The sequence below is a fragment of the Roseibium suaedae genome, assembly GCF_900142725.1.
Classification (GTDB): Bacteria; Pseudomonadota; Alphaproteobacteria; order Rhizobiales; family Stappiaceae; genus Roseibium; species Roseibium suaedae.
In genome coordinates, this window is record NZ_FRBW01000002.1 from 440764 (window position 1) to 463560 (window position 22797).

Consider the following 22797-nt stretch of genomic DNA (forward strand, 5'->3'; position numbering starts at 1 on the left):
ACCTGCCCCTTCTCCAGGACGCAAGCTGCTCCACCACTTTGAAACCGATCAGCTTTCGGGCATCCGGCCACGACGGGCCAGATGCCTGCCGACCTAGTGTCCGCCGCCTTCCAGGTAAGCAGCCTTGACGTCGTCTCTCGCCAGAAGCTCCTTGCCCGTGCCGGACATGGTGATCTTGCCATTGACCATGACATAGCCGCGGTGGGCCAGCTTCAAGGCATGATAGGCATTCTGCTCGACGAGGAAGACAGTAAGACCGTCTGTCCGGTTCAGGTCACGGATCGCGTCAAAGATCTGCTTCACGATCAGGGGCGCAAGCCCGAGGGACGGCTCATCCAGAAGGAGGAGCCGCGGTTTGGACATCAGAGCCCGGGCAATGGCCAGCATCTGCTGCTCACCGCCAGAAAGAGTTCCGCCACGCTGATTGCGGCGTTCCTTCAGGCGCGGGAAGAGGTCATAGGCCTTCTTCAGGCTCTCTTCGACATCCTTGTTGCCCGCAGTCTCCGCTCCCATGATCAGGTTTTCCAGCACGCTCATACGCGGGAAAATCCGCCGGCCTTCCGGCGACTGCGCAATCGACTTGCGCATGATCAGGTGGGTCGGCAACCGGGTGATGTCCTCGCCATCATAGAAGATGGAGCCGGAGCTTGCCTGAGGCGAGCCGCAGATGGTCATCATCAGGGTCGACTTGCCAGCACCATTGGCACCGATCAGGGTGACGATCTCGCCCTCGTTGACAGTCAGATCCACCCCTCTCAGGGCGATGATCTTGCCATAGTGGGTCTCGACGTTGCGCACGTCGAGCAGCGGCTGGGAGGCGCTCATAGGCCGACCTCCTGTTCCACCTGATCGACTTCCTCATCCGGAACGCCCAGATAGGCCGCGATCACCTTGGGATCGTTCTTCACTTCATCCGGGGTGCCGTCGGAGATCTTCTCACCGTAATCGAGCACCACAACGTGGTCGGAAATTTCCATCACAACGCTCATGTCATGCTCGATCAGGAGGATCGAAGTCCCCTGCTCCGCACGAATATACTGAAGCAGCGCATTGAGTTCGCTGCTCTCCTTCGGGTTCAGACCAGCGGCAGGCTCGTCCAGGCACAGAAGCTCGGGACCGGAGCACATGGCCCGGGCAATCTCCAGACGGCGCTGATCGCCGTAGGGAAGATCTGCAGCCGGGGCATCCGCACGCTCCAGAAGACCGATCCGGTCCAGCCAGAAACGGGCGCGATCCACGGCTTCCTTTTCCGCCTTGTGGAAGGAGGACAGGCCAAGGACACCGCCGATGGTGAAGCCGGAGGCCACCATGAGGGGATTGTGCTGGGCGACCATGAGGTTTTCCAGCAGGGTCATCCCGCCGAACAGGCGGATGTTCTGGAAGGTACGGGCGACCTTGGCCTTTGCCGAGATCTTGAAGTCGGGCATCCGCTCAAGGAGATATTCCTCCTTGTTGGCGCGGTGCATGACAATCCGCCCTTCCGTCGGCTTGTAGAAGCCGGTGACGCAGTTGAACACGGTCGTCTTGCCGGCCCCGTTCGGGCCGATCAGGGCGGTAATGTCACCGCGCCCGACGTTGAACGACAAGTCTCCGATCGCGACCAGGCCACCAAAGCGCATGGTCAGATGTTCGATCGTAAGGATGGGGTTGTTGGTCCAGGAGCTCATCCATGGCCCTCCTGCACGAGATCGGCACTGATGCCCTTGGCCTTGCCTGAAAGTGAAATCGACGGTGTGCGCGTGGAGATAAGTCCGCGCGGCTTCCACACCATGATACCGACCATCAGCAGACCGAAGACCAGCATGCGGTACTCGGCAAATTCACGGATCAGCTCGAAGCCGCCGATCATGACGACAGCAGCAATCACCACGCCGATCTGGCTGCCCAGACCGCCCAGAACCACGATGGCCAGAATGACCGCGGATTCCATGAAGGTGAAGCTTTCCGGAGAGATGAAGCCCTGACGGGTGGCAAAGAACGACCCGGCAAACCCGCCGAACATTGCACCGAGCGCGAAGGCGGTCAGCTTGGTGTTGGTGGTGTTGATGCCCAGGGACCGGCAGGCGATCTCGTCTTCACGCAGGGCCTCCCAGGCCCGGCCAACCGGCAGCTTGCGCAGACGCATGGTCACGAAATTCGTCACGAGCGCCATGGCAAGGATGAGATAGTAGAGGAAGATGATGCGGTGGATCGAGCTGTAGTCCAGTCCGAAGAAGGCAGCAAAGCCATCGTCGCCGCGCTCGAACTCCAGACCGAAGAAGCTCGGCCGCGGAATGCCGGAAATACCATCCGGACCACCGGTAAAATCATACCAGTTCAACAGAACCACACGGATGATTTCCCCGAAGGCGAGCGTCACGATGGCCAGGTAGTCACCGCGCAGGCGCAGGACCGGGAAGCCCAGCATGATGCCCCAGAGTGCGGCCAGAATGCCGGCCAGCGGCAGGCAGATCCAGAATGACAGACCGAAATAATGGGCCAGCAGCGCGTAGGAATAGGCGCCGACCGCATAGAAGGCCACGTAACCCAAGTCAAGCAGACCGGCAAGGCCCACCACGATGTTCAGGCCCCAGCCCAGCATGACATAGGTTGTCACCAGGATGGCGAGGTCGAGATACCGGCGGGACCCGGAAGCCCCGTAGTAGCTCATCAGCAGGAACGGCAGGACCACAGCAAGGACCAGGAAGACCGGCATGGCGAACTTGCCAAGGCCGGAAAAGCTGCTGGCCTTCGGCATCATGCCCGACATGATGCCCGTAACCGGCTTGTCGGACTTCCAGACAAACAGGTTCAAGAGCAGACGGCCGAAGAAGACGATGGCCACCGCAATGGCCACGGCACCCCAGCGGTATTCGATACCGAGCTGACCACCCATGCCGCTGGCCACTTCCGCCTTCATGCCGAGCATGAGGGAGAAGAGCGCCAGTGCAATAAGTCCCCCGGCGACCGAGTCCTTGACGGCGGACACGAACCGGCTTTCGCTTTGCGCGCTCATATCAGACCTTCTCCACTTCCGGCTTGCCGAGCAGACCTTCGGGCATGAAGATCAGAACGATGGCAAGGATGGAGAACGCCGCAACGTCCTTGTATTCGACCGAGAAGTAACCGGACCAGAAGGTCTCGATCAGGCCGATCAGCAAGCCGCCAAGCATGGCGCCCGGCAGAGAGCCGATGCCGCCCAGAACGGCTGCGGTGAAGGCCTTCACACCGGCAAGGAAGCCGATGTAGAAGTCGATCACGCCATAATAGATCAGGAACATCAAGCCAGCGACGGAGGCGAGCGATGCACCCATGACGAAGGTCAGTGAAATCGTCCGGTCCACGTTGATACCCAGCAGCGACGCCATCTTGCGGTCCTGCTCGCAGGAACGCTGGGCGCGGCCAAGCGAGGTCTTGTTGATCAAGGTGGTAAAGCCGATCATCAGAACCGTGGTCACCACGATGATCAGGATCTGCGAATAGGACAGCTGCACCACGAACCCGCTGTCACCAGAACCATCACTCAAGGTGAAACCACCCGGGATGAGCGGCTGCAGCGGCTTGTTGCGGGCGCCTTGCGAAATCTGGACGAAGTTCTGCAGAACGATCGAAGCGCCGATGGCCGTGATCAGCGGCGCCAGGCGGAAAGAACCGCGCAGAGGCCGGTAGGCGATCCGTTCAACCGTCCAGCCCCAGACAGATGTCAGGGCCATGGACACGATCAGGATCGCGATGAGTGCGAGGATCAGAAGCGCCAGCGGCATCGACGCCGTCACACCGAGAGCGACGATCAGGATCAGCGATATGAATGCGCCGACCATGAAAATATCGCCATGGGCGAAGTTGATCATACCGATGATGCCGTACACCATCGTGTAGCCGATGGCGATAAGGCCATAGATCGACCCTAGCGTCACCCCGTTGATGAGCTGTTGTAAGAAGTATTCCATGTCGTTGTTCAGACCCCCGGAAGGCTCAAGCCATCTCTTTGTTGTCAGAGTGCATTTTTGCACATTGAAAAAAGTGGTAGCAAGACCACGCTTTTGAGACAATTCCCTCTTCGAACTGCCACGAATAAAAACAAGAATTTTCTCTTGTGGCAAATTATGGGAAAATTTTTCCGTACCGGAAATTACTGGCCACCCACCTTTCGACCTTCGCTCGAACGGTTCCTTAAACCGGAGCATGATAGTCGAAAGCCTCTGACATTTGACCAGACAGGGATATAACACCCCGATTGGCCACCGGGCGCAAGCCCAGGACGCAGTTTGACTGCAAGACGATGGAGCCGCGTTTGAGCACCTTGAAAACCACGCAATCCCGCCAACCGGGCACGGACACCGTTTCAGGTACCGACACGGCCAAAGGAAATGCTGGTGACGGTCAGCTTACCCAGGCAACTTTCCGCGAGGCCATGAGCCGCATCGCTACTGCCGTGCACGTCCTGACCACCGATGGTGCGGCTGGCCGGGCCGGTGCCACGGTGTCGGCCGTATGTTCCGTCACCGATACCCCGCCGACGATTCTGGTCTGCGTCAACCGCTCCAGCCGCATCCATGGCGCCATTCAGTCCAATGGCGTCTTCTGCGTGAACACGCTTTCCTCCGGCCATCAGGCTCTTTCAGACGCCTTTGCCGGACGGGGAAATCTGGAAATGGATGCCCGTTTCAAGCTGACAACCTGGACACCGATGCTGTCCGGCAGCCCGGCCCTGAGTCCCGCTCTGGTTTCCGTCGATTGCCAGGTCGAAACCATCACCGACATCGGAACCCATTCGGTGATCCTCGGGACGGTCAATGACATCCGCATGGACAGCGATGAAGGCTCCCTGATCTACGTCCGGCGCGGTTACCACGGCCTTCCCGGCTAAGTCCGGCCCCCTTTCCCTCGCTCTTCTCCACCCATTGCATGAACGTTGGCATCCTTGGAAAATGAGCCTAGGCTGAGCTGAAACTCATCCGCCCTGGAGCCATCATGCAAGGTCCGCGCAATCTGATCACTGACGTTCCCGGGCTCCTGGTCGGCAATGCCTCCGACCCGGTTCTGAAGTCCGGCGCAACCGTGCTGCTTCCGGAAGACCCTGCTGTTGCCTCCGTCGCAATCCATGGCGGCGCGCCCGGAACGCGCGAAATCGCCCTTCTGGAACCCGAACAGACAGTGGCCGCCGTGGACGCCATCGTGCTGGCGGGCGGCTCGGCATTCGGTCTTGATGCAGGTGCCGGTGTTCAGGGACGCCTTGCCGAACTTGGGCGGGGCTATCAGGTTGGTCCGGTGCGGGTTCCCATCGTTCCCACCGCCATCCTGTTCGATCTGCTCAATGGCGGGGACAAGAGCTGGGGCCAGTCTGCTCCTTACCGTGACCTTGGCCGCGCGGCGCTGGATGCGGCCGGATATGATTTCCCGCTCGGCACAGTTGGTGCCGGCACCGGGGCAACGACAGCCAACCTGAAGGGCGGCCTCGGATCTGCGTCCATGGTCCTCGCCAATGGGATCACCGTGGGTGCAATCGTTGCCGTCAACGCCCTCGGCCGCGCCACCGTTGGTGACAGCCGGCATTTCTGGGCTTCGCCCTTCGAATTTGGCGACGAATTTGGCGCCTTTGGCCTGCCCCATCCCCTGCCCGCAGATGCAGTTTCCGTCCGCACCAAACTGGACGCCCTGAAGGCTGGCGCGAACACGACGATTGCAGCCGTAGCCACCGACGCTGCCCTGACCAAGTCGGAGGCCAAACGGCTTGCGGTCATGGCCCATGACGGCCTTGCCCGCGCGCTGTGGCCTGCGCACACCCCTCTGGATGGTGACCTCGTTTTCGCCCTGTCCACCGGCCGCAAGCCTCTGGACCGCCAGCTGGAGGACATGGTGCAGATTGGAGCTGCCGCAGCTTCCTGCCTTGCCCGGGCAATCGCCCGCGGCATCTACCACGCCAGCCCGGCCCCGGATGATCCGGTGCCGACCTGGCAGCAGAGATTTGGCTCCTGAGTTTTTCTTATTCCGCAGCCTGCAGGTGCTGAGGCAGAGCACCATCGTTGCCCGCAGGCTTGCCATTGAGCTGGCCCATCAACTGGGCGCGCTTCTCGGCAGCCTTGGCAAAATTCGCTTCCTTCACCGGACCGAAGCCGCGGATCTGGTCCGGAACACGGGCAATCTCCACCAGGAGGCCATAGTTGCCACCGTTGATCTTGGACAGGACAGCTTCAAGGTCGGCCCGGTAGCTCTGCACCAGTGCCCGCTCGGCCCGGCGCTCGGCGGTCCGGCCAAACGGATCCATCCAGGTGCCGCGCAGTCCCTTCATCCGGTTCAGCAGCTTGAAGGCACTGAACACCCAGGGGCCAAAGGCGATCTTCTCAGGCCGCCCGGTCTTGGCATCCTTCTGATGAGCAATCAGCGGCGGCGCCAGATGCACCTTGATCTTCTTTGGATCGGCAAACCGTGCCTTGATCTTGGCCTTGAACTCTGGCGTCGAATAGAGCCGGGCCACTTCATACTCGTCCTTGTATGCCATGACCTTGTAGAGCATGCGGGCTGCCGTATCGGTCAGGCGCAAGGTGCCGGGGCCATGGGTTTCGTCGGCGGCCCGGATCCGGCCAATCAGCTCCTTGTAGGAACGGGCATAGGCCGCATCTCCCCAAGCTTCCAGTTCGCGTGCGAAAGTCTCGATCTCCTCCTCCAGCGACAGCTCCGGCGCGGCATCCTTTGGCAAGTGAGAAAGGATCGCCTCGGGATCAGCCGCCAGAACACGGCCAGCCCGGAACGCCTGAATGTTGGAGGCGACGGACGTGCCGTTCAGGGTCAGAGCAGCCTCAACCGCAATGGCCGACACCGGCAGGCTGCCAGCCTGATAGGCCATGCCGATCAGGATCATATTGGCATAGATCGCATCGCCCAGAAGCTTCTCGGCAATCCCGGCGGCATCCTGCGCCAGATAGAGATTGCAGCCCTCTGACAGGGCCCGGTCCATCTTCACTTCGTCGAAGGAAAGGGTCTGCTTCAGCACGAATTCCGCCGTCGGCGCGACACGGGTGTTGGCAAAGGCAGCCGTCGTTTCCTTGTTGATAAGGCTCAGCTGCTCGGCATTGGTTGCGACCACCATGTCGCTGGCAATCAGGATATCGAGGCTTGCCGTGGGAACCCGCGGCCCTTCGATCGGGCGCGTGCCACCGGCAAAACGCACGTGGGAGGTCACAGGGCCGCCCTTTTGCGCAAGTCCGGTCATGTCCAGGGTCGAAGCGTGATTACCGTCTATATGAGCTGCCATGGCCAGCACCGCGCTGACAGTGGTCACCCCCATGCCGCCGATGCCGGCAATCAGCATGTTGCGGGTCTGGGCCAGGCTCGGCAGCCTGGGCTCCGCGAGCTTGGCCACCAGCGCTTCCACATCGATCTCCGCCTTGTCTGCCTTGCGTAGCGCCGCGCCCTCGATTTCCACGAAGGACGGGCAGAAGCCCTTCACGCAGGAGAAGTCCTTGTTGCAGCTCGACTGGTTGATCTGCCGCTTTTCGCCGAACGGGGTCTGCAGGGGCTCGACCGAAAGGCAGTTGGACTGAATCGAGCAATCGCCACAGCCTTCGCAAACCCGGTCATTGATGAAGAGACGTTTGTCCGGATCCTGCATCAGGCCGCGCTTGCGGCGGCGGCGCTTTTCGGTCGCGCAGGTCTGGTCATAGATGAGGACTGAGACGCCAGGATAGGCCATCAGCTCGGTCTGAAGGCTCATGAGTTCATCCCGGTGACGCACTTTCGTACCGGTCGCCAGATCGCTCCAGCCGCCGTAAAGCTCCGGCGTTTCGCTGAGAACCTCGATCCGGCCGACGCCTTCGGCTTCAAGCTCGCGGGTCATCTGGGCAACGCTCATGGGCCCGTCGACAGGCTGACCACCGGTCATCGCGACCGCGTCGTTGAACAGGACCTTGTAGGTGATCGAAGCCTTGGCAGCGACCGCCTGACGGATCGCCAGAATGCCGGAATGGTAGTAGGTGCCATCGCCCAGGTTGGCGAAGACATGCTTGTCCTTGGCAAAGGGCTGCTGACCGATCCAGAGCACGCCTTCGCCGCCCATCTGGATCTGGCCATCCGTGTTCCGTCCAGCAAGCTCGACCATGGCATGACAGCCGATGCCCGGCATCGCGCGTCCCCCCTCCGGGATAACGGTGGAGGTGGAGTGCGGACAACCGGAACAGAAATAGGGAATGCGCGCTGCGCGTTCTGCATGGCCCTGCGCCCACATGACCTGACGGTTCATGCGCTCTGCAACCTCCCGCATGTCTGGGGTCACGACCTCTTCCGGCAACCAGCCCAGAAGGCCCTGCAGAATTTCAGCGATCGTCATTTCCAGAACGTCGGACAGGAACGGTGCCCCGTTTGGACGGCGCTTGCCCCAGATCTCCGGCCGGGCTTCCGGCGGCAGATGGTAGAAAATTTCCTTGATCTGCGGTTCCATGAAGGCCCGCTTGTGCTCGACCACCAGAAGGCGGTCAGCCCCACGGGCGAAATCGATCAGCCCTTCCGGCTCCATCGGCCAGGTCATGGCTACCTTGTAGACCGCAAGGCCAAGCTCGGCCGCGCGCGCCTCGGTAATTCCGAGGAGTTCCAGCGCCTGACGCAGATCCCGGTAAGCCTTGCCGGTTGCCACAATGCCGAGCCGGACACGGCGGCCTGAGCCGAAACCGACCCGGTCAAGACCATTGGCCCGCACATAGGTCCGGGCGGCAGGAAGACGCAGGTCCCGAAGCAGGCGCTCGGTTTCAAGCCGGTTGCCGAGAAGCAGGTCCCGGTTGATGGAATGGTCCTTGCGCGGATCGCCGATCGGCGGGCGGATCATCGCCAGACGGCGGTCATCCACATTGATGGTTGCCGAGGCATCCATGGTGTCGGCGATGCAGATCAACGCGCTCCAGAGGCCGGCAAACCGGGACATTTCAAGGCCATGAAGACCAAAGTCCAGAACGTCCTGAATATCGGAGGGATTGAGAACCGGCATCTCGGCATGCTGGAAGAAAAATTCGCTCTGCCCCGGTAGAACGGAAGATTTTGCCAGATGGTCATCACCGGCAAGCGCCAGCACGCCGCCATTGCGATCCGTGCCGGAGGCATTTGCCTGCTTCAGCGCATCCCCTGCCCGGTCAACGCCCGGGGCCTTGCCGTACCAGATGCCAAAGACGCCATCAAAGTCCGAGCCCTGTCCATGGCCGCGCAGCTTCTGGCTGCCCCAGACGGCGGTCGCTCCCAGTTCCTCGTTCACGCCCGGCTGAAAATGAACATCGAAAGGCGCCAGATGCCGCTTCGCGCGCTGAAGCTCCGTATCGTAGCCTCCCAGCGGAGACCCGCGATAGCCGGAAATGAAGCCTCCCGTCTTCAGTCCCGCCTCACGGTCACGCCGCGCCTGATCGAGGGGCAGTCTGACAAGGGCTTGAATGCCAGTCAGATAAACCTGCCCCCGCGTCGCGGTATATTTGTCATCCAAGGTGACCCTGGGCACTACGACGTTCATCCGACTCTCCTCCTCAACGCGCCGAACCGCTGAATCAGCGGCGAGACTACAACGTCAATATCATCCTTTTCGGCGGCGATTTCTGTGCTATCGTGACCGCCATCCAACCGATTTGCGCAGGTTTATTTCCAAATACCGCCATGAGTGAAAAATATCTCCTCGATCCGTCAGACATCCGTGTTCTGCGCGTCCTGCAAAAGGATGCTTCCCTGTCCATCGCGGAGATCGCCAAAGAAGCGGGGATGAGCCAGACCCCCTGCTGGAGGCGAATCAAGAAGCTGAAGGAACAAGGCATTATTCGCCAGATCACAGCGATTATCGACCGGGAATCCGTCGGCCTCGGCTTCGTCGCCTATTCCTTCGTCAAACTCACGGTGCCAAGCCGGGAGAACATGGAGATCTTCGACCGGCTAATTCATTCCTGGCCCGAAGTCGTTACCTGTGAACGCATTACGGGCGCCGTTGATTATCTAATTAAGGTGGTCACGGACGACATCAAGACCTACGACAACTTCCTCAGGTTGAAGCTTCTCGACAATACACTGGTCTCGGATGTTCAGTCACGCATCGTGGTGAACACGGTCAAGGACACCGTGGCTCTGCCGCTTCGTGAGAACTGAGCCGCAGGCCGCAGTTATTTCCAGCTGACAAATCTCAAGGGCGAAAAGGGCAGCGTGTCGGCGAAGGTCTGACCCGTTGTGATCAGGTCCGCGATCATGCGCCCGCAGACTGGACCGAAAGTGAAGCCGGAATTGCCGTGGCCGAAGTTGTACCAGAGGCCCGGGAACTTTGCGGACGCCCCCAGGACCGGCAAGGAATCCGGCAGATAGGGGCGGCTCCCCATCCAGGGCTCTGCCGGAACCGGCTGGCCCAGCGCGAAAATGTCCGAAGCCCTGCGCGAGGCACTGGCCAGTTGCACGGGATTGGGTGGAGAATCCCGCCAGGCGATTTCCGTTCCCGTGGTCAGGCGGATGCCGCGCTCCACAGGGCTCAGCACATAGCCATGGTCCATATCCATGACCGGGCGGGACAGGGAAGCCCCGGAACTCGGGCGGAACTGCAGGTGATAGCCCCGGCTCACCGCGAGGGGAAAACTCTCGCCAAGCCTGGCAGAAAGATCCGCCGACCAGGGGCCCAGCGCCACCACGACCGCAGGCGCGCTGACATCCTTGCGCATGGCAGGCATCCACCAGGCATTGCGTCTGCGGGTCAGGCGCATGGCATCGCCATTCAGGAAGATCCCGCCCTGTTGGATGAAATAGCGCCAAAGGGCATCCGTCACGGCAGCCGGATTGGAAACACTCTCGCTCTCGGGCCAATAGACACCACTCAGCCCTTCGGAGCGAAGCCCCGGCTCGATGGATGCCAGATCAGAGGCCTCGCATTCCCGGTAGTCGATGCCGTAGATCCGTGCGAAATGGCGTTCCCGTTCACCGGTCATGAAGCTCTGCTTCGACCGGTAGATCTGCAGCCAGCCGTTCTTGCGATAGAAGCGGTCGGCATTTGCCTTGGGCGCCAGCGCATGGTGCTCGGCAATGGCAGCCGCCCGCAGCGGCGACATCGCCCGAGCATAGGCAAGCGCGCCCTGCGGTCCGCTGTGCCGGACATAAGACCTCAGCCAGGGCAGCAGCTTGATCAGGGTGCCTAGATCATAGGTCAGCGCCGTCGACTGCTTGAGTGCAATATCCAGGAGAATGGCGGGATCGGTGGGGACAGGCTCCGGACAGAACCCGTTTCGCGCGATGATACCGGCCGGGCCCATCGAGGTTTCTTCGCCGGGTTGGCGCCGGTCGATGAGCGCGACCTCCAGCCCGCGCAGCCGCAGGTGCACAGCCGTAGCAACGCCGATGATACCGGCGCCCAGGACAATGACATCGACTTGCTGCAAATCAACCCCTTGGTTCAACCCCAATCCTGCTCTTATCGCACATCCGTATTAGACTCCATGACGCGAAAGACATTATTAAGATTGAAGTTCTTTCGCTTGCACCTGAGACAGGCCTCTTCATGTACCGACACGGTCTATCCGCCCTCGCCTGGCTTGGCAGACGAGGAACCCTGGCACTGCCGATCAGTATCCTTCTCGGCATCGGCCTGCCGTTCCTCTCCGCCTATGCAAGACCGTTCCTGACCGAAACCGTGTTTCTGCTGCTGGTTCTCGCGTTCCTGAGAGTGGATCCGAATGCCGTGCGCCTCCGCCTTTCCCGGCCAAGGCTGACCCTTTTGGCCAGTTTCTGGATGGCGCTGGGCGTTCCGCTTCTGTGCGCCGGTCTGATTGCCCTGGCCCGCCCTGACTGGATGACCAGCGACCTGGCGATGATTCTCTTCATCGTGACAGCGGCCCCATGCGTCATGTCTGCCCCGGCTTTCATCTATCTGATGGGTCTGGACGGAGCCCTCAGCCTGACCGTTCTCATCACCGCGACGGCTATTGCCCCCCTGTCCGCCCCCTTGATGGCCGAGATCCAGGCAGCGGCCTTGCCAGCCGGCACCGGTCTTCATCTGGACGGGCTCCCTCTCGCCCTGAGGCTGGCAGCCCTTCTGGGCGGTTCGATCCTGACGGCGGCGCTGATCCGCAAGATTGCCGGAAAGACGGCGATTACCGAAGCCAAGTCGTCCATAGACGGGCTCAACGTACTGATCCTGCTGTTCTTCGCCATCGCTGCCATGGACGGCGTTGCCGCGAGCTTTGCAGAGCGGCCGTTGTTCACCAGCGCCCTTGCCTTGGCGACCTTCGCCGCGGCCTTTGTTCAGATCCTCATTACCCTGCTGCTGTTTGCCCCCGCCGGTATCGCGGATGCCTTCGCGATCGCTCATGCCACCGGCAACAGAAACATGGGCCTGATGGTGGCGGCCCTCGGTGGAACCCTTCCCGAACTCGTCTGGCTCTGGTTCGCTCTCGGCCAGTTGCCGATCTACATGCTGCCCTTCCTGCTCAAACCCGTCGCCCGGCATATTTCTGCCCGTCCTGTCGCCGGCATCACAGATTAGGCCTGTCAGACGGGGCATATTGACCACTCCTTGATACGGATTGGGAGTGAAGCCATGCCCCGGATGTCTCGTTTTGCCCTCGCACTTGCGGGCGGCCTTTTCAGCGCCCTGCCCGCCTCTGCCGGAGACTTCGCAAGACTGGATGTTCTCGGCTTTTCCGCAGACGGCAGCCGCTTCGCCTTCGAGCAATATGGAATCGAGGACGGATCGGGCTTCCCCTATTCGGAAGTCTTCGTGATCGATGTCGCCAGCGACAATTGGGTCAAGCCCTCGCCTTTCAAGAAGCGCGACGAGACGGATGGTGACCGGCCGGACATGGAGGCCAGCCTCTCCGAGCTTCGCGGTGAAGTTCGCGCCATGGCGACCGGAACTATGTCTGATAGCGGCATCGCTGGCCTTGGCCTGATGGCAGGCAGCAATCCCTTGACAGAAATCGAGTCCGATCCTCACCGGATGGCGGTGTCCCCGCGCCTGACCGTTCCTCCAATCGACCAGCCTGTCGAGTTCACCCTTGAAGAGTTCCCCCTGCCGTCCGGCCAATGTGCAAGCTACGGCGCGGAAACCAAGGGGTTCCGGTTGATGATGGCCTCGGGCAGAGCCGTCCGTGTGCTCAGTGAAGACACCAGCCTGCCGTCCAGCCGCGGTTGCCCGCTGACCTACCGGATCGAGCGCGTCTATACCCACTATCCTATGAATGGCGGCGCCCCTGTCTTTGCCGTTCTGGTTCAGATGCAGACCCTCGGTTTCGAGGGACCGAACGGGCGCTATCTGGCGATAACCGGGCTTCTGCAGAATTAAACCAATTTAGACGCCGCCCGGTCTCTTGCCGCCGCAGTCTGCCCATGATAGCGCCCCTTTGAAACGCACCGGAAGTGCTGCGGGACCTCCCGCCCTTCCGCCATGTCTGCGATGCGCCAGGAGCCTGCCATGAGCCGTGACGTACTGATTGCCCCTTCGATCCTCGCCTCCGACTTCTCCAAGCTTGGCCAGGAAGTGCGCGACGTTGTCAGCGCCGGAGCCGACTGGATCCATCTGGATGTGATGGATGGCCATTTCGTGCCGAACATCACGTTCGGCCCGGACGTCATCGCCAAGCTGCGCCCGCATACGGACAAGGTCTTCGACACGCACCTGATGATCGCTCCTTGCGATCCCTATCTGGAAGCCTTCGCCAAGGCCGGGTCGGACATCATCACCGTGCATGCGGAAGCAGGTCCCCATCTGGACCGCTCGCTGCAGGCCATCCGGAACCTCGGCAAGAAGGCCGGTGTCTCCCTCAACCCGTCCACGCCGGAAAGCGTGATCGAATATGTGCTCGACCGGCTGGACCTCATCCTGGTCATGACCGTGAACCCGGGCTTTGGTGGTCAGAAATTCATCGAAGCCATGGTCGAGAAGACCAAGCGCATCAAGCAGATGATCGGAGACCGTCCGATCGATCTGGAAATCGATGGTGGCGTGACCCCGGAAACAGCCCCGCTTGTCGCAGCAGCCGGTGCCAATGTACTGGTGGCAGGTTCTGCCGTGTTCAAGGGCAGCTCGGTGGAAAGCTACGCTGCCAATATCACGGCCATCCGTGAGGCAGCCGCCAGGGCCTGACCCTTTCGCCACTGCCTGACTTTCAGGCGCTCAAGAGAACGGGCGTGCCGAGATGCCTTTCCGGAGCGGAAAACAAATTCCGCTCCGGCCCATAAAACCGAACGGCATCGTTCGCACCCAGCAGTCAGACGAATTATTGTCCGGCGGGTACCGGAGCCCTGCCAGAGACTGTCCTTCATGAAGCATTTCTTCCACCGCCATCAGCAATCTGCCTCCTGGCGGGAAGTCGGCCTGCACGGGATCGGCGCCATGCTGGCAATTGCCCTTTTGGGGGCGCTGAGCTTCTACACCGGCAACCCGCTTCTGATTGCCCCGTTCGGCGCGAGCTGCGTCCTGCTTTTTAGCGTGCCCGACAGCGCCCTGGCACAGCCTGCAAATGTGGTGGGTGGCCATATCGTTGCAACGGCCATCGCTCTGCTGATGCATGCGTTCCTGCCGAATGACTGGTGGGCGGTGGCGCTGGCGGTCGGCATCAGCATTTCGGCCATGAGCCTTCTGCGGATCACCCATCCGCCTGCCGGCGCAGATCCCATCGTGGTCTTCGCGGCAGATCCGGCCATTGCCTTCCTGGTCTTCCCGATCACCCTGGGCGCCGTTGCCCTCGTTCTGATTGCCTGCCTTTTCCACGCAGGCACCAAGAAACCCTATCCCCTGCGCCGGTCCGAGTGACCTTCCCGACCACGGGCAGCAACAGCAGCGAAGCTTTTTCAATCTTTTCATGCTAGGGCTGCCCAATGACTGATGCTGCCCGCACCCGCCAGACACGGCCATCGCGCAAGACGCGCCCGGTTCATCCCATTTCACCGCTTCTCTTCGCGGTACTCTGGTGCATCCTGATCACCAGCCTTGCTGCCTTCCAGCTCTGGCGTTCCGGCATCGCGATCAGCGAGCGCAGTCTTGCAGTCGTCCTGATCTTTGCAGCGGGCAGCTTTTCGGGGGCTCTCTTTGCCCGCGCCTTTTGCGCCATTTGCGGCTTCTTCCGTCCCCAGCCCAGCGCCAGATTTGCGGCCATGCTGATTGGTCTGTCGGCGGGCACGGTCGGTCTCAGCGCCCTTCTGCATTACCTGCAGTTCCAGAGCTACTATGCCCAGTGGCATAATTCGCCCTTCAGCCGGGCCGGTCTCGACGAGATCATCATGACCGGCGCAAGCTCGGGCTATATCTTCCTCGTCGAGGCAACGCCCCTGCTCCTGCCCTGGGGCCTGATCCTGCTGCTGGCAGCCGCCTGGGACTATGCGGTTTCCACCCGTTAGCGGCCTTGCGCGGCTGCCAATCAGTCTGCGAGCAAGTTTCAGCGATATGAGCCCGTGAAAAGACGGGCTTCGCATTGAGCCTTGACGCCGTTCCTGCTAGACCGCGCCCAACACTCCCTTAAGTAAAGAGGACACGCGATGATCCCGCGCTATTCCCGCCAAGAAATGGTCGATATCTGGTCGCCCGAATCCAAGTTCCGCATCTGGTTCGAGATCGAGGCCCATGCCTGTGACGCGCTCGCAGAACTCGGCGTGATTCCGAAGGACGCCGCCAAGACCATCTGGGAAAAGGGCGGAGCCGCCACCTTCGACGTCGCCCGCATCGACGAGATCGAAGCGGTCACCAAGCATGACGTCATCGCCTTCCTCACTCATCTGGCCGAAATCGTTGGTCCGGATGCCCGTTTCGTGCACCAGGGCATGACCTCTTCCGACGTGCTGGACACCTGCTTCAACGTCCAGCTGGTCAAGGCAACCGACCTTCTGTTGAAGGACATGGATGCCCTGCTGGCTGCCATCAAGCGCCGCGCCTTCGAGCACAAGGACACGGTCACCATCGGCCGCTCCCATGGCATTCACGCCGAGCCGGTCACGTTTGGCCTTAAGCTCGCAGAAGCCTATGCAGAGTTCGACCGCTGCAAGAAGCGCCTTCTGAACGCCCGCGAGGAAATCGCCACCTGCGCCATCTCCGGCGCTGTCGGCACCTTCGCCAACATCGACCCGCGCGTGGAAGAGCATGTTGCCAAGGCCATGGGCCTGGCCGCAGAGCCCGTTTCCACCCAGGTCATCCCGCGTGACCGCCATGCGATGTATTTCGCAACCCTCGGCGTCATCGCCTCCTCCATCGAGCGCGTTGCCGTCGAGATCCGTCACCTGCAGCGCACGGAAGTTCTGGAAGCCGAGGAGTATTTCTCCCCCGGCCAGAAGGGCTCCTCCGCGATGCCGCACAAGCGCAACCCGGTCCTGACCGAAAACCTGACCGGTCTTTCCCGGCTGGTCCGCATGGCCGTGACCCCGGCCATGGAAAACGTCGCCCTGTGGCACGAGCGGGATATCTCCCACTCTTCCGTCGAGCGCATGATCGGCCCGGACACGACCGTTACCCTCGACTTCGCCCTCGCGCGCCTGACCGGCGTCATCGACAAGCTCATGGTCTATCCGGAGCGCATGATGGGCAACATGGACCGTCTCGGCGGTCTGGTTCATTCCCAGCGCATCCTGCTTGCCCTCACCCAGGCCGGGTCTTCCCGTGAAGATGCCTACCGTCTGGTTCAGCGCAACGCCATGAAGGTCTGGGACAGCTATCAGGTTTCCGGCGACTCCAAGGTCGACTTCCTGACCGAGCTGCTGAACGACGCAGACGTGCGCAAGTACCTTTCCGAAGAAGAAATCCGCGACCGCTTCGATCTTGGCTACCACACCAAGAACGTCGACGTGATCTTCAAGCGGGTCTTCGGCGAAAGCTGATACGAAGAAAAGGGAGGAAAGAAATTTCCTCCCTTTTTTGTGTCTCCCGGCAAACGCACTCCCAGTGCAACCGGCCGCTTTCCCGGTTATGGTCTGAAGTGCTGTGCCTGTTTCAGGAAAGACCATCTTGGCCGGATAGGTAAGCGATCGTTCGAACAGCCCTCCTCATTTTCAGGATCCGAGTCCATGAAAATCGCAGTCATTGCGGATATCCATGCCAATGTCCTGGCGCTGGAGGCGGTGCTGGCGGATCTCAAGCATGAGGCGCCCGACCTTGTCGTCAACCTCGGCGACTGCGTGTCCGGTCCGCTCTGGCCGGAAGAAACAGCATGTCTGCTCCGGGATCTTGAATGGCCAACCGTGCGCGGCAATCACGACCGGGTGGTGGTTGCCGGCAACGTTCCGCCAACGAACCGTACCGACAGCTTCACCTGCGGCCGGCTCTCCTCCGAGAGCCTCGACTGGTTGTCTGGCCTTCCGCCCGTCATTGAGCTGGAGGACGACATCCTGCTGTGCCACGGCACGCCCGAAGACGATCAGGCGCATCTTACCGAAGTGATTGCAGATGGGCGGCTGACCCTCGCCCGCCAGGAGACCATCGCCGGGCGGCTCGAAGGGGTTCAGGCGCAGCTGATCTTCACCGGCCACACCCATATTCCCCGGCTGGTCAGACTTCCCGCAAAGCCTCAGATCATCCTCAATCCGGGCAGCGTCGGCCTGTCCGGTTATCTGGACGACCTGCCGGTGCCCCATGTTTCGGAAGCCGGAACGCCCCATGCCCGCTATGCGATTGCGGAAAAGACGACCGCAGGCTGGCGTTTTGACTTGCGCGCCGTCACCTATGACTGGGACATGGCCGCTGCGGAAGCCTTGAAGAACGGCCGCCCCGACTGGGCGCGCGCCCTGGCAACCGGCTTTTATGAGTGAAGGCAGTCTTCCAGCTTTCAGGAAGCGGACCTGAACCTGTCCGCTTCCCGCTGCTCGACTGGCTTACTTGCAGCTGAACCGGTCTTCCCCGGTGCCCTGCCCGCCCGTGTAGGTGGTCACTTGCGGATAGGGGCAATAGAGGAACCGGGTACCACGCAAGGCTTCCCCTTCCTTGTTTTCCTCGGTCACTCCGGCAGGAACGGCCTCAGGCGCCTCTCCTTTTTCAACCCAGGTAACCAGCTTCGTGAAGAAGTCATAGTCGTCATAGGAAGGTCCTCCCGCCCCATGGGTCATGCCTGGAACGCGGTAGAACCGGACAAAGTCGGAGGCAGATCCGCCGTTGTTCTGGTCCAGCTTCCGGTACCAGTCGACCGTATCCAGAACCGAGAACACCGGATCCGCATTCCCGTGGAAGACAAGCATCTTGTGCCCTGCCTTGTTGAAGGCTTCCAGCTTCGGATTGTCCGCGCCAGGAGGACTCATGAATTCCATGGCGGACTGGCCAAATTCTCCGGATGTGGCAAAAACCTTCGGCGCATCCGTGTCGAAGTCGAACCCGAGCAGGAACGCCTCCAGCTCTTCAGGTGAGCCGCCGACCTTCGTGGGAGGCGTGGTGAAGATCTGCGCCAGGGAGCCAGCACCCATCACGTCGATAATCGGCTTGTTTCCCCAGAGTTTGACGGTGCTCTCGAGCTTCCAGGTCCGCCAGTTCCTGCCACCAAGTCCAGGGTCCCAGCCCCAGGCACTGTAGAGTTGCTCGCCCTTGGAGTTCTTCGGGCCATTGTGGCTCGCCTGAAGAGCTGCGACCTGGGCCTCGCTCAGGCAGCCATCGTTTGCCCCCGCCTTGCACTGGAGATCTTCGAGTTTAAAGGCCGCTTCGCACTTGTCCTGATCGGCCACCACTCCGTCCTCAAGGCCATCGAGCCCGTCGCAGGCTTTCAGGATGCCTTTGGCGACAAGGGTCATGTCATCCGGCGAAAAGGCCTGAGCGATATCCTCGTGAACAGAGGCCCAGGACTGAACATCCAGCGCGTGCTGAATGGCGGCCTTGGGCAGATTGAACCCCGGATATCCCACCAGCAACCCGTCGAATGCCTCAGGCATGCGGCTTGCGGCCACCATGCCGTGCCGTCCGCCGTTCGACCCTCCGACCCCGTAGCTGAAGGCAATTGGCTTGCCGTAGTATTTCTCCACCAGCTCAACCGCGAGCGGGTTCAACACGGCGACAGTCTGATAGCCATAGGCAAGCCGGGCTTCCGGATCGAACCCAAACGCTGCTCCCCCTGCCAACCCCTTGTCCGGATTGTCCTTGCCATCATGTCCGGCATCGCTGGAGACAACTGCATAGCCGCGAGACAGAGCCGTGTCCGCCTTGTTGCCGGAAAGAAGCGGCCCAACCGCCGCCTTCACGGCACCATCATTCCCGCCATTGAACTGATGAACGAAGCGGCCATTCCACTTTGTGGGCAGGCGCAACTCGAACTGGATTGCGTAAGTCTTGCCGTCAGCTCCAGTCCGGGCTCCTGTCGAGCCACGTACCAGGCAGTGCTCTACCGGAATTTCCCCGTCCGGCGCGAGCACCTCAGCCTCGGTGAGCGTCATCCCAGCTGGATGCTCACCATTCGCCATAAGGTCCCGGCATCCAGCGGCATGGGCAGCGCCGGGCAAGGCGAGCGCTGCCAGAACCGCAGCTCCTCTCAGTTTATTCAGATCCATGATGTTCCTCCGCATACCCTGAAACCGCGAACCTCCTCCGTTCCTCGGCCGGGCAAAATCAGAGTAACAAAATTAGTTTCCACGGCAACTGTTATGTTGTGAACTAAATTCTTTCCCACCTCTCCCCTCAAATGGAAGGGAACCAATGAGCCCACCGTTCGTTTACCCTGTGCAGAACGGAGACACGAAAATGTTCAAGCAGAAAAAGAAAACAGCAATCGGAAGCGCTCTGATCGCTCTTTGCATGACCGCTTCCTTTGCCATTCCTGCAAGTGCCGCACCTCAGCGGATTTTGCTCCCGAATCTTGCAGAAGCAGCAGGCCCCAAGCCGGTGCAGGTGGACCATCGCCGGGATCATCACCGCCCGAACGGTCATCGCGGCTACTATCGCCAGAACGGCCATCACTACTACAATGGCCATCGTGGATACCGTGAACGCCGCCGCGGATATCAGGAATATAACGGCTGGTGGTTCCCGCCGGCAGCCTTCGCACTCGGCGCCGTGATTGGCTCCCAGGCAGTGACGCCGCAGCAGGCCCTGCCGCCCAAGCAGTACCGCGAGATGCGGCGCGAAATGGCCCCGCGTGGACGCGGCCTTGGTCCCGACCACTACCGCTGGTGCTCGAACCGCTACCGGTCCTATGACCCGCGCAGCAACACGTTCCAGCCCTACAACGGTCCGCGCCAGGCGTGCCGCTCGCCTTTCTATTGAGCGTAACGCACAATTAAGGTCCCCCCAGCTACCCTGACCGGGAGCTGAAGACCTTCCAGCGGCTAAAAAGGAGAACGGGCCCCCGCCCCGTTCTCCTTTTTCATTTGGGCGGCATTTGACATTCGCGGGGCGCTTTGCGATCAGGCTTATTCAGCCAAAGCAACCGAGGCAGACCCCAAGTGAAAATTTCCGAAGCAGAAATCGTGCTCCTGACCGGCTATGGCGACACCGCCAAGGGCCATTGGATGTTCCGCTGGCAGGAGAAAATGGCCAATGCGTCGGTTCTGGAACTCAAGAACCGGTTCCATCCGGAGCTTAAAGTCTGGCGGGACACGCTCGTCGCCCGTGTGGAAGATGCAACCAAGCCCGTGGTTCTGGTCGGCCATTCTCTCGGCTGCATCCTGATTGCTCATGCGATCCATAACCTGCCGAAAGACAAGGTGCGGGGCGCTTTTCTGGTCGCGCCTTCAGACTGGGACCGTGAAAATCTGGTGCCGGGCTTTGACGGTGGCGCATTCAAGCCGATCCCGCGTGCGCCCTTCCCCTTCAAGGCGCATCTCGTTGCGAGCCGAAATGACCCCTATTGCGACTACGCAGTGGCAGAAGGCCTTGCCAAGGCCTGGGGCGCAGGCTTTCAGGATGCAGGCGAAGCCGGTCATATCAACGCCGAAAGCGGCCATGGCCCCTGGCCGGAAGGCATGATGTCCTTCGCCCTGTTCATGAAACGGCTGGGATAAAAGGCATCTTGCGGACGACCGAAAGGATCGTCCGCAAGGCATCAGCTCCGCGACAACTCCGCGTCAGGCGCACAAGTTTTCCGGCTGCACTCTCAAACCGGCCGGGCGCGCGCCATGCTGCTGATCCGTTTGCCGACCAGAAGGCTCACCGGCACAGCCAAAAGGGCACCGGCAATGGCACACCCGGCCAGCAGCAGCGGATTGAAACTGTTCAATCCGTATATGCTCAAAGGGATCAACGCCCCGACCCCGGCCAGGGTCGGACCGATGACGATGAAGAAAATTGCCGCAAGCTGCCACATGGACTGGCTCCGTTGATCCGCGAAATGCGATCTCCGGCTGAATGTCCGTCCTGGCGCGCCCCTAAAGCACCATCAGTCAACCTGATGACGCTGGAAGTTTCACATATGTGAAAGCTCTGTCCCTTGCGGCAGATCAAACCCGGGTGGATTTCACCGCGCCCCCTGCAGCATCCATGATCAGGGACATGTCATTGCCAAAGGCCATGAGGCTGTATCCCATGGCGACCGCCTCACCCACCTTTTCAGGCTCCAGACAGTAAATTCCGGCGAGTTTCCCGGCGGCAAGTGTCCGGCGTGCAATATCCGCCGCCGCAGACTGGGTACGTTCTCCCCCCGGATCAAGCCCAGCGCCGTGGCTGAGGGTCAGGGACAGATCACTCGGCCCGACGAACACCCCGTCAATGCCTGGAACCGACAGAATGTCTTCAAGCGCCGCAATGGCCTCCGGCGTCTCGATCATGGCGAAGGACAGCAGGCTGTCGTTTGCCCCGGCGAGATAGTCCGGCGGGGTCTGGCCGGCCAGCATGGCTGCCCGGTGCGGTCCCCAGCTTCGGGCCCCAACCGGCGGATACTTCATCGCAGCGGCAAAAGCCTCCGCATCGGCGCGGCTGTTGATCATGGGCGCAATCACAGCTTCTGCGCCAACGTCCAGCGCCCGGCTCGCCATGGCATTGTCGCCAACAGGAACACGCACGATGCGATGGGCGCCAGCCAGCGTGAGCGACACCAGTCCCTCGCGAACTGAAGCCATGTCATGCTGACCGTGCTGCATATCGAGCGTGACCGCCTCATAGCCGCCCCTTGCCAGTAATTCCGTCACGATCGGAACGGCAAGTCCCGACCAGGCTGTGACGATCTTGTCGCCGCTTCGCAGCCGTTGAGCCAATGATGTCATGAGAACCTCCTCCCGGTTTCCAATCAATCAGACGAGCGGACAGATACGAAAACAAGGCCGGTCTGGCGGAGATCGGTTCTCCCGAAAGTTGCGTGGCCTTTCCGAAGACAACAGCGCAACAAAAAACCCCCGCCGGTCCGGCGGGGGTTTCTGAACTTCCAGTCAGACTGGAAACCGGTTTTCCAGGAGATCAGCCCTGGGTCTGGATCTGAGCGACTGCCGTGTGCATCAGCTCGTCCATGGTGCGGCGGATCTGATGGTCAGACTGTTCCACGCTGGCAGCGTCGAAGTCGGCGCGGATCTTGCGGAAAACGTCTTCCTCGCCCGGCTCTTCGAAATCGGCACGAACGACGCCCTTGGCGTAGTCTTCAGCCTTCTCGCCTTCCAGGCCCAGCTTTTCAGCAGCCCACAGGCCAAGCAGCTTGTTGCGGCGCGCGGTTGCCTTGAACCTCAGCTCCTCGTCATGCGCGAACTTGCCTTCAAAACTGTCTTCGCGCTTGTCGAATGTGCTCATTCTGGTGTCTCCTGAAATGCGGACAGGCCTTATTCTCCCCTGCATATGGGGTGTGTTCGGGCTTTTCAATATCTCCCACGGTCACTCAAATCAACGCGAGAAACACCGTATTCCCGAAAAGCATAAGGCAAAATCTGATCCGGCCCAAATTCTGGTGCAGCGCATCATTGTACTTTTGCGCCGGTTCGGGTAAGTTCCGCGCCGCTGACGCGGGCTGT

The 22797-nt window shown here is 60.9% G+C and carries 22 protein-coding genes; 12 read left to right on the top strand and 10 right to left on the bottom strand.

The features are described from left to right. Positions 1 to 93: 93 nt before the first annotated feature. The 4 genes from BUA94_RS09120 to BUA94_RS09135 are packed head-to-tail and all read right to left on the bottom strand — an operon-like array spanning position 94 to position 3929. Positions 94 to 825 carry an ABC transporter ATP-binding protein gene (locus BUA94_RS09120; protein ID WP_073012101.1) on the bottom strand — a complete coding sequence of 244 codons (732 nt, stop codon included), beginning with the start codon at positions 823 to 825 and terminating at the stop codon, positions 94 to 96. Beyond that, a complete protein-coding gene (locus BUA94_RS09125) occupies positions 822 to 1667 on the bottom strand; it encodes an ABC transporter ATP-binding protein (protein ID WP_073012104.1) in 846 nt (281 codons plus the stop codon). The genes BUA94_RS09120 and BUA94_RS09125 overlap by 4 nt, the downstream gene beginning before the upstream one ends. Then, the gene (gene livM / locus BUA94_RS09130) at positions 1664 to 2995 is read right to left on the bottom strand and encodes a high-affinity branched-chain amino acid ABC transporter permease LivM (RefSeq protein WP_073012107.1); all 1332 of its coding nucleotides are present in this window, start codon (positions 2993 to 2995) and stop codon (positions 1664 to 1666) included. The genes BUA94_RS09125 and livM overlap by 4 nt, the downstream gene beginning before the upstream one ends. A 1-nt stretch (position 2996) precedes the next feature. Then, complete coding sequence (locus BUA94_RS09135) at positions 2997 to 3929, bottom strand: ABC transporter permease subunit (protein ID WP_073012110.1); 933 nt, start codon at positions 3927 to 3929, stop codon at positions 2997 to 2999. Positions 3930 to 4273: 344 nt separating this feature from the next. Between BUA94_RS09135 and BUA94_RS09140 the strand changes: the two genes are divergently transcribed. Together BUA94_RS09140 and BUA94_RS09145 are read left to right on the top strand one after the other, a co-directional pair. After that, positions 4274 to 4849 (top strand): flavin reductase, encoded by a 576-nt coding sequence (locus tag BUA94_RS09140; protein ID WP_235860515.1) that lies wholly within the window; start codon positions 4274 to 4276, stop codon positions 4847 to 4849. A gap of 104 nt (positions 4850 to 4953) precedes the next feature. Further along, entirely contained in the window at positions 4954 to 5958 is a 1005-nt protein-coding gene (locus tag BUA94_RS09145) for a P1 family peptidase (protein ID WP_073012113.1), read from the top strand. Between the two features lie 7 nt (positions 5959 to 5965). Here the strand turns inward: BUA94_RS09145 and BUA94_RS09150 are convergent, their stop codons facing one another. After that, a complete protein-coding gene (locus tag BUA94_RS09150) occupies positions 5966 to 9466 on the bottom strand; it encodes an indolepyruvate ferredoxin oxidoreductase family protein (RefSeq protein ID WP_073012116.1) in 3501 nt (1166 codons plus the stop codon). A gap of 140 nt (positions 9467 to 9606) precedes the next feature. Here BUA94_RS09150 and BUA94_RS09155 point away from each other — a divergent pair, with 140 nt between their 5' ends. Further along, the gene (locus BUA94_RS09155; RefSeq protein ID WP_073012119.1) at positions 9607 to 10086 is read left to right on the top strand and encodes an Lrp/AsnC family transcriptional regulator; all 480 of its coding nucleotides are present in this window, start codon (positions 9607 to 9609) and stop codon (positions 10084 to 10086) included. Between the two features lie 14 nt (positions 10087 to 10100). On the opposite strand, the gene BUA94_RS09160 is transcribed toward BUA94_RS09155, so the two are convergent. Further along, positions 10101 to 11354, bottom strand: a complete 1254-nt coding sequence (locus BUA94_RS09160) for an NAD(P)/FAD-dependent oxidoreductase (protein WP_073012122.1) — start codon at positions 11352 to 11354, stop codon at positions 10101 to 10103. 119 nt (positions 11355 to 11473) lie between these two features. On the opposite strand from BUA94_RS09160, the gene BUA94_RS09165 reads away from it, so the two are divergent. From BUA94_RS09165 to BUA94_RS09195, 7 genes are all read left to right on the top strand, one after another. Beyond that, entirely contained in the window at positions 11474 to 12457 is a 984-nt protein-coding gene (locus BUA94_RS09165) for a sodium:proton symporter (RefSeq protein ID WP_073012125.1), read from the top strand. 54 nt (positions 12458 to 12511) lie between these two features. Further along, positions 12512 to 13255: a DUF2259 domain-containing protein gene (locus BUA94_RS09170; protein WP_073012128.1), complete on the top strand. Its 744-nt coding sequence runs from the start codon at positions 12512 to 12514 to the stop codon at positions 13253 to 13255. A gap of 129 nt (positions 13256 to 13384) precedes the next feature. Beyond that, positions 13385 to 14056: a ribulose-phosphate 3-epimerase gene (gene rpe / locus BUA94_RS09175; RefSeq protein ID WP_073013774.1), complete on the top strand. Its 672-nt coding sequence runs from the start codon at positions 13385 to 13387 to the stop codon at positions 14054 to 14056. Between the two features lie 177 nt (positions 14057 to 14233). Next, positions 14234 to 14725 carry an HPP family protein gene (locus tag BUA94_RS09180; RefSeq protein ID WP_073012131.1) on the top strand — a complete coding sequence of 164 codons (492 nt, stop codon included), beginning with the start codon at positions 14234 to 14236 and terminating at the stop codon, positions 14723 to 14725. Positions 14726 to 14790: 65 nt separating this feature from the next. Further along, positions 14791 to 15309, top strand: a complete 519-nt coding sequence (locus tag BUA94_RS09185; RefSeq protein WP_073012134.1) for a hypothetical protein — start codon at positions 14791 to 14793, stop codon at positions 15307 to 15309. Positions 15310 to 15447: 138 nt separating this feature from the next. Continuing rightward, positions 15448 to 16776, top strand: a complete 1329-nt coding sequence (gene purB / locus BUA94_RS09190; RefSeq protein ID WP_073012137.1) for an adenylosuccinate lyase — start codon at positions 15448 to 15450, stop codon at positions 16774 to 16776. A 186-nt stretch (positions 16777 to 16962) separates the two neighbouring features. After that, entirely contained in the window at positions 16963 to 17703 is a 741-nt protein-coding gene (locus tag BUA94_RS09195) for a metallophosphoesterase family protein (RefSeq protein WP_073012139.1), read from the top strand. Between the two features lie 63 nt (positions 17704 to 17766). On the opposite strand, the gene BUA94_RS09200 is transcribed toward BUA94_RS09195, so the two are convergent. Then, positions 17767 to 19419 carry a tannase/feruloyl esterase family alpha/beta hydrolase gene (locus BUA94_RS09200; protein ID WP_073012142.1) on the bottom strand — a complete coding sequence of 551 codons (1653 nt, stop codon included), beginning with the start codon at positions 19417 to 19419 and terminating at the stop codon, positions 17767 to 17769. A gap of 190 nt (positions 19420 to 19609) precedes the next feature. On the opposite strand from BUA94_RS09200, the gene BUA94_RS09205 reads away from it, so the two are divergent. Beyond that, complete coding sequence (locus tag BUA94_RS09205) at positions 19610 to 20131, top strand: BA14K family protein (RefSeq protein ID WP_073012145.1); 522 nt, start codon at positions 19610 to 19612, stop codon at positions 20129 to 20131. Positions 20132 to 20310: 179 nt separating this feature from the next. Beyond that, a complete protein-coding gene (locus BUA94_RS09210) occupies positions 20311 to 20868 on the top strand; it encodes an RBBP9/YdeN family alpha/beta hydrolase (RefSeq protein WP_073012147.1) in 558 nt (185 codons plus the stop codon). A 92-nt stretch (positions 20869 to 20960) separates the two neighbouring features. Here BUA94_RS09210 and BUA94_RS09215 read toward each other — a convergent pair whose 3' ends face one another. The 3 genes from BUA94_RS09215 to BUA94_RS09225 all read right to left on the bottom strand — a co-directional run bounded on the left by BUA94_RS09215 (position 20961) and on the right by BUA94_RS09225 (position 22579). Continuing rightward, positions 20961 to 21170: a hypothetical protein gene (locus BUA94_RS09215; RefSeq protein ID WP_073012150.1), complete on the bottom strand. Its 210-nt coding sequence runs from the start codon at positions 21168 to 21170 to the stop codon at positions 20961 to 20963. A gap of 133 nt (positions 21171 to 21303) precedes the next feature. Continuing rightward, positions 21304 to 22065 (bottom strand): HpcH/HpaI aldolase family protein, encoded by a 762-nt coding sequence (locus BUA94_RS09220; protein ID WP_073013775.1) that lies wholly within the window; start codon positions 22063 to 22065, stop codon positions 21304 to 21306. 190 nt (positions 22066 to 22255) lie between these two features. Then, a complete protein-coding gene (locus tag BUA94_RS09225) occupies positions 22256 to 22579 on the bottom strand; it encodes a DUF1476 domain-containing protein (protein ID WP_073012152.1) in 324 nt (107 codons plus the stop codon). Positions 22580 to 22797 lie beyond the last annotated feature (218 nt).

Bases quoted from the DNA above. Each gene is read 5' to 3' on its own strand.
- BUA94_RS09120 (WP_073012101.1), bottom strand. From the start codon at position 825: ATGAGCGCCTCCCAGCCGCTGCTCGACGTGCGCAACGTCGAGACCCAC.
- BUA94_RS09125 (WP_073012104.1), bottom strand. From the start codon at position 1,667: ATGAGCTCCTGGACCAACAACCCCATCCTTACGATCGAACATCTGACC.
- livM (WP_073012107.1), bottom strand. From the start codon at position 2,995: ATGAGCGCGCAAAGCGAAAGCCGGTTCGTGTCCGCCGTCAAGGACTCG.
- BUA94_RS09135 (WP_073012110.1), bottom strand. From the start codon at position 3,929: ATGGAATACTTCTTACAACAGCTCATCAACGGGGTGACGCTAGGGTCG.
- BUA94_RS09145 (WP_073012113.1), top strand. From the start codon at position 4,954: ATGCAAGGTCCGCGCAATCTGATCACTGACGTTCCCGGGCTCCTGGTC.
- BUA94_RS09150 (WP_073012116.1), bottom strand. From the start codon at position 9,466: ATGAACGTCGTAGTGCCCAGGGTCACCTTGGATGACAAATATACCGCG.
- BUA94_RS09155 (WP_073012119.1), top strand. From the start codon at position 9,607: ATGAGTGAAAAATATCTCCTCGATCCGTCAGACATCCGTGTTCTGCGC.
- BUA94_RS09165 (WP_073012125.1), top strand. From the start codon at position 11,474: ATGTACCGACACGGTCTATCCGCCCTCGCCTGGCTTGGCAGACGAGGA.
- BUA94_RS09170 (WP_073012128.1), top strand. From the start codon at position 12,512: ATGCCCCGGATGTCTCGTTTTGCCCTCGCACTTGCGGGCGGCCTTTTC.
- rpe (WP_073013774.1), top strand. From the start codon at position 13,385: ATGAGCCGTGACGTACTGATTGCCCCTTCGATCCTCGCCTCCGACTTC.
- BUA94_RS09180 (WP_073012131.1), top strand. From the start codon at position 14,234: ATGAAGCATTTCTTCCACCGCCATCAGCAATCTGCCTCCTGGCGGGAA.
- BUA94_RS09185 (WP_073012134.1), top strand. From the start codon at position 14,791: ATGACTGATGCTGCCCGCACCCGCCAGACACGGCCATCGCGCAAGACG.
- purB (WP_073012137.1), top strand. From the start codon at position 15,448: ATGATCCCGCGCTATTCCCGCCAAGAAATGGTCGATATCTGGTCGCCC.
- BUA94_RS09195 (WP_073012139.1), top strand. From the start codon at position 16,963: ATGAAAATCGCAGTCATTGCGGATATCCATGCCAATGTCCTGGCGCTG.
- BUA94_RS09200 (WP_073012142.1), bottom strand. From the start codon at position 19,419: ATGGATCTGAATAAACTGAGAGGAGCTGCGGTTCTGGCAGCGCTCGCC.
- BUA94_RS09205 (WP_073012145.1), top strand. From the start codon at position 19,610: ATGTTCAAGCAGAAAAAGAAAACAGCAATCGGAAGCGCTCTGATCGCT.
- BUA94_RS09215 (WP_073012150.1), bottom strand. From the start codon at position 21,170: ATGTGGCAGCTTGCGGCAATTTTCTTCATCGTCATCGGTCCGACCCTG.
- BUA94_RS09220 (WP_073013775.1), bottom strand. From the start codon at position 22,065: ATGACATCATTGGCTCAACGGCTGCGAAGCGGCGACAAGATCGTCACA.
- BUA94_RS09225 (WP_073012152.1), bottom strand. From the start codon at position 22,579: ATGAGCACATTCGACAAGCGCGAAGACAGTTTTGAAGGCAAGTTCGCG.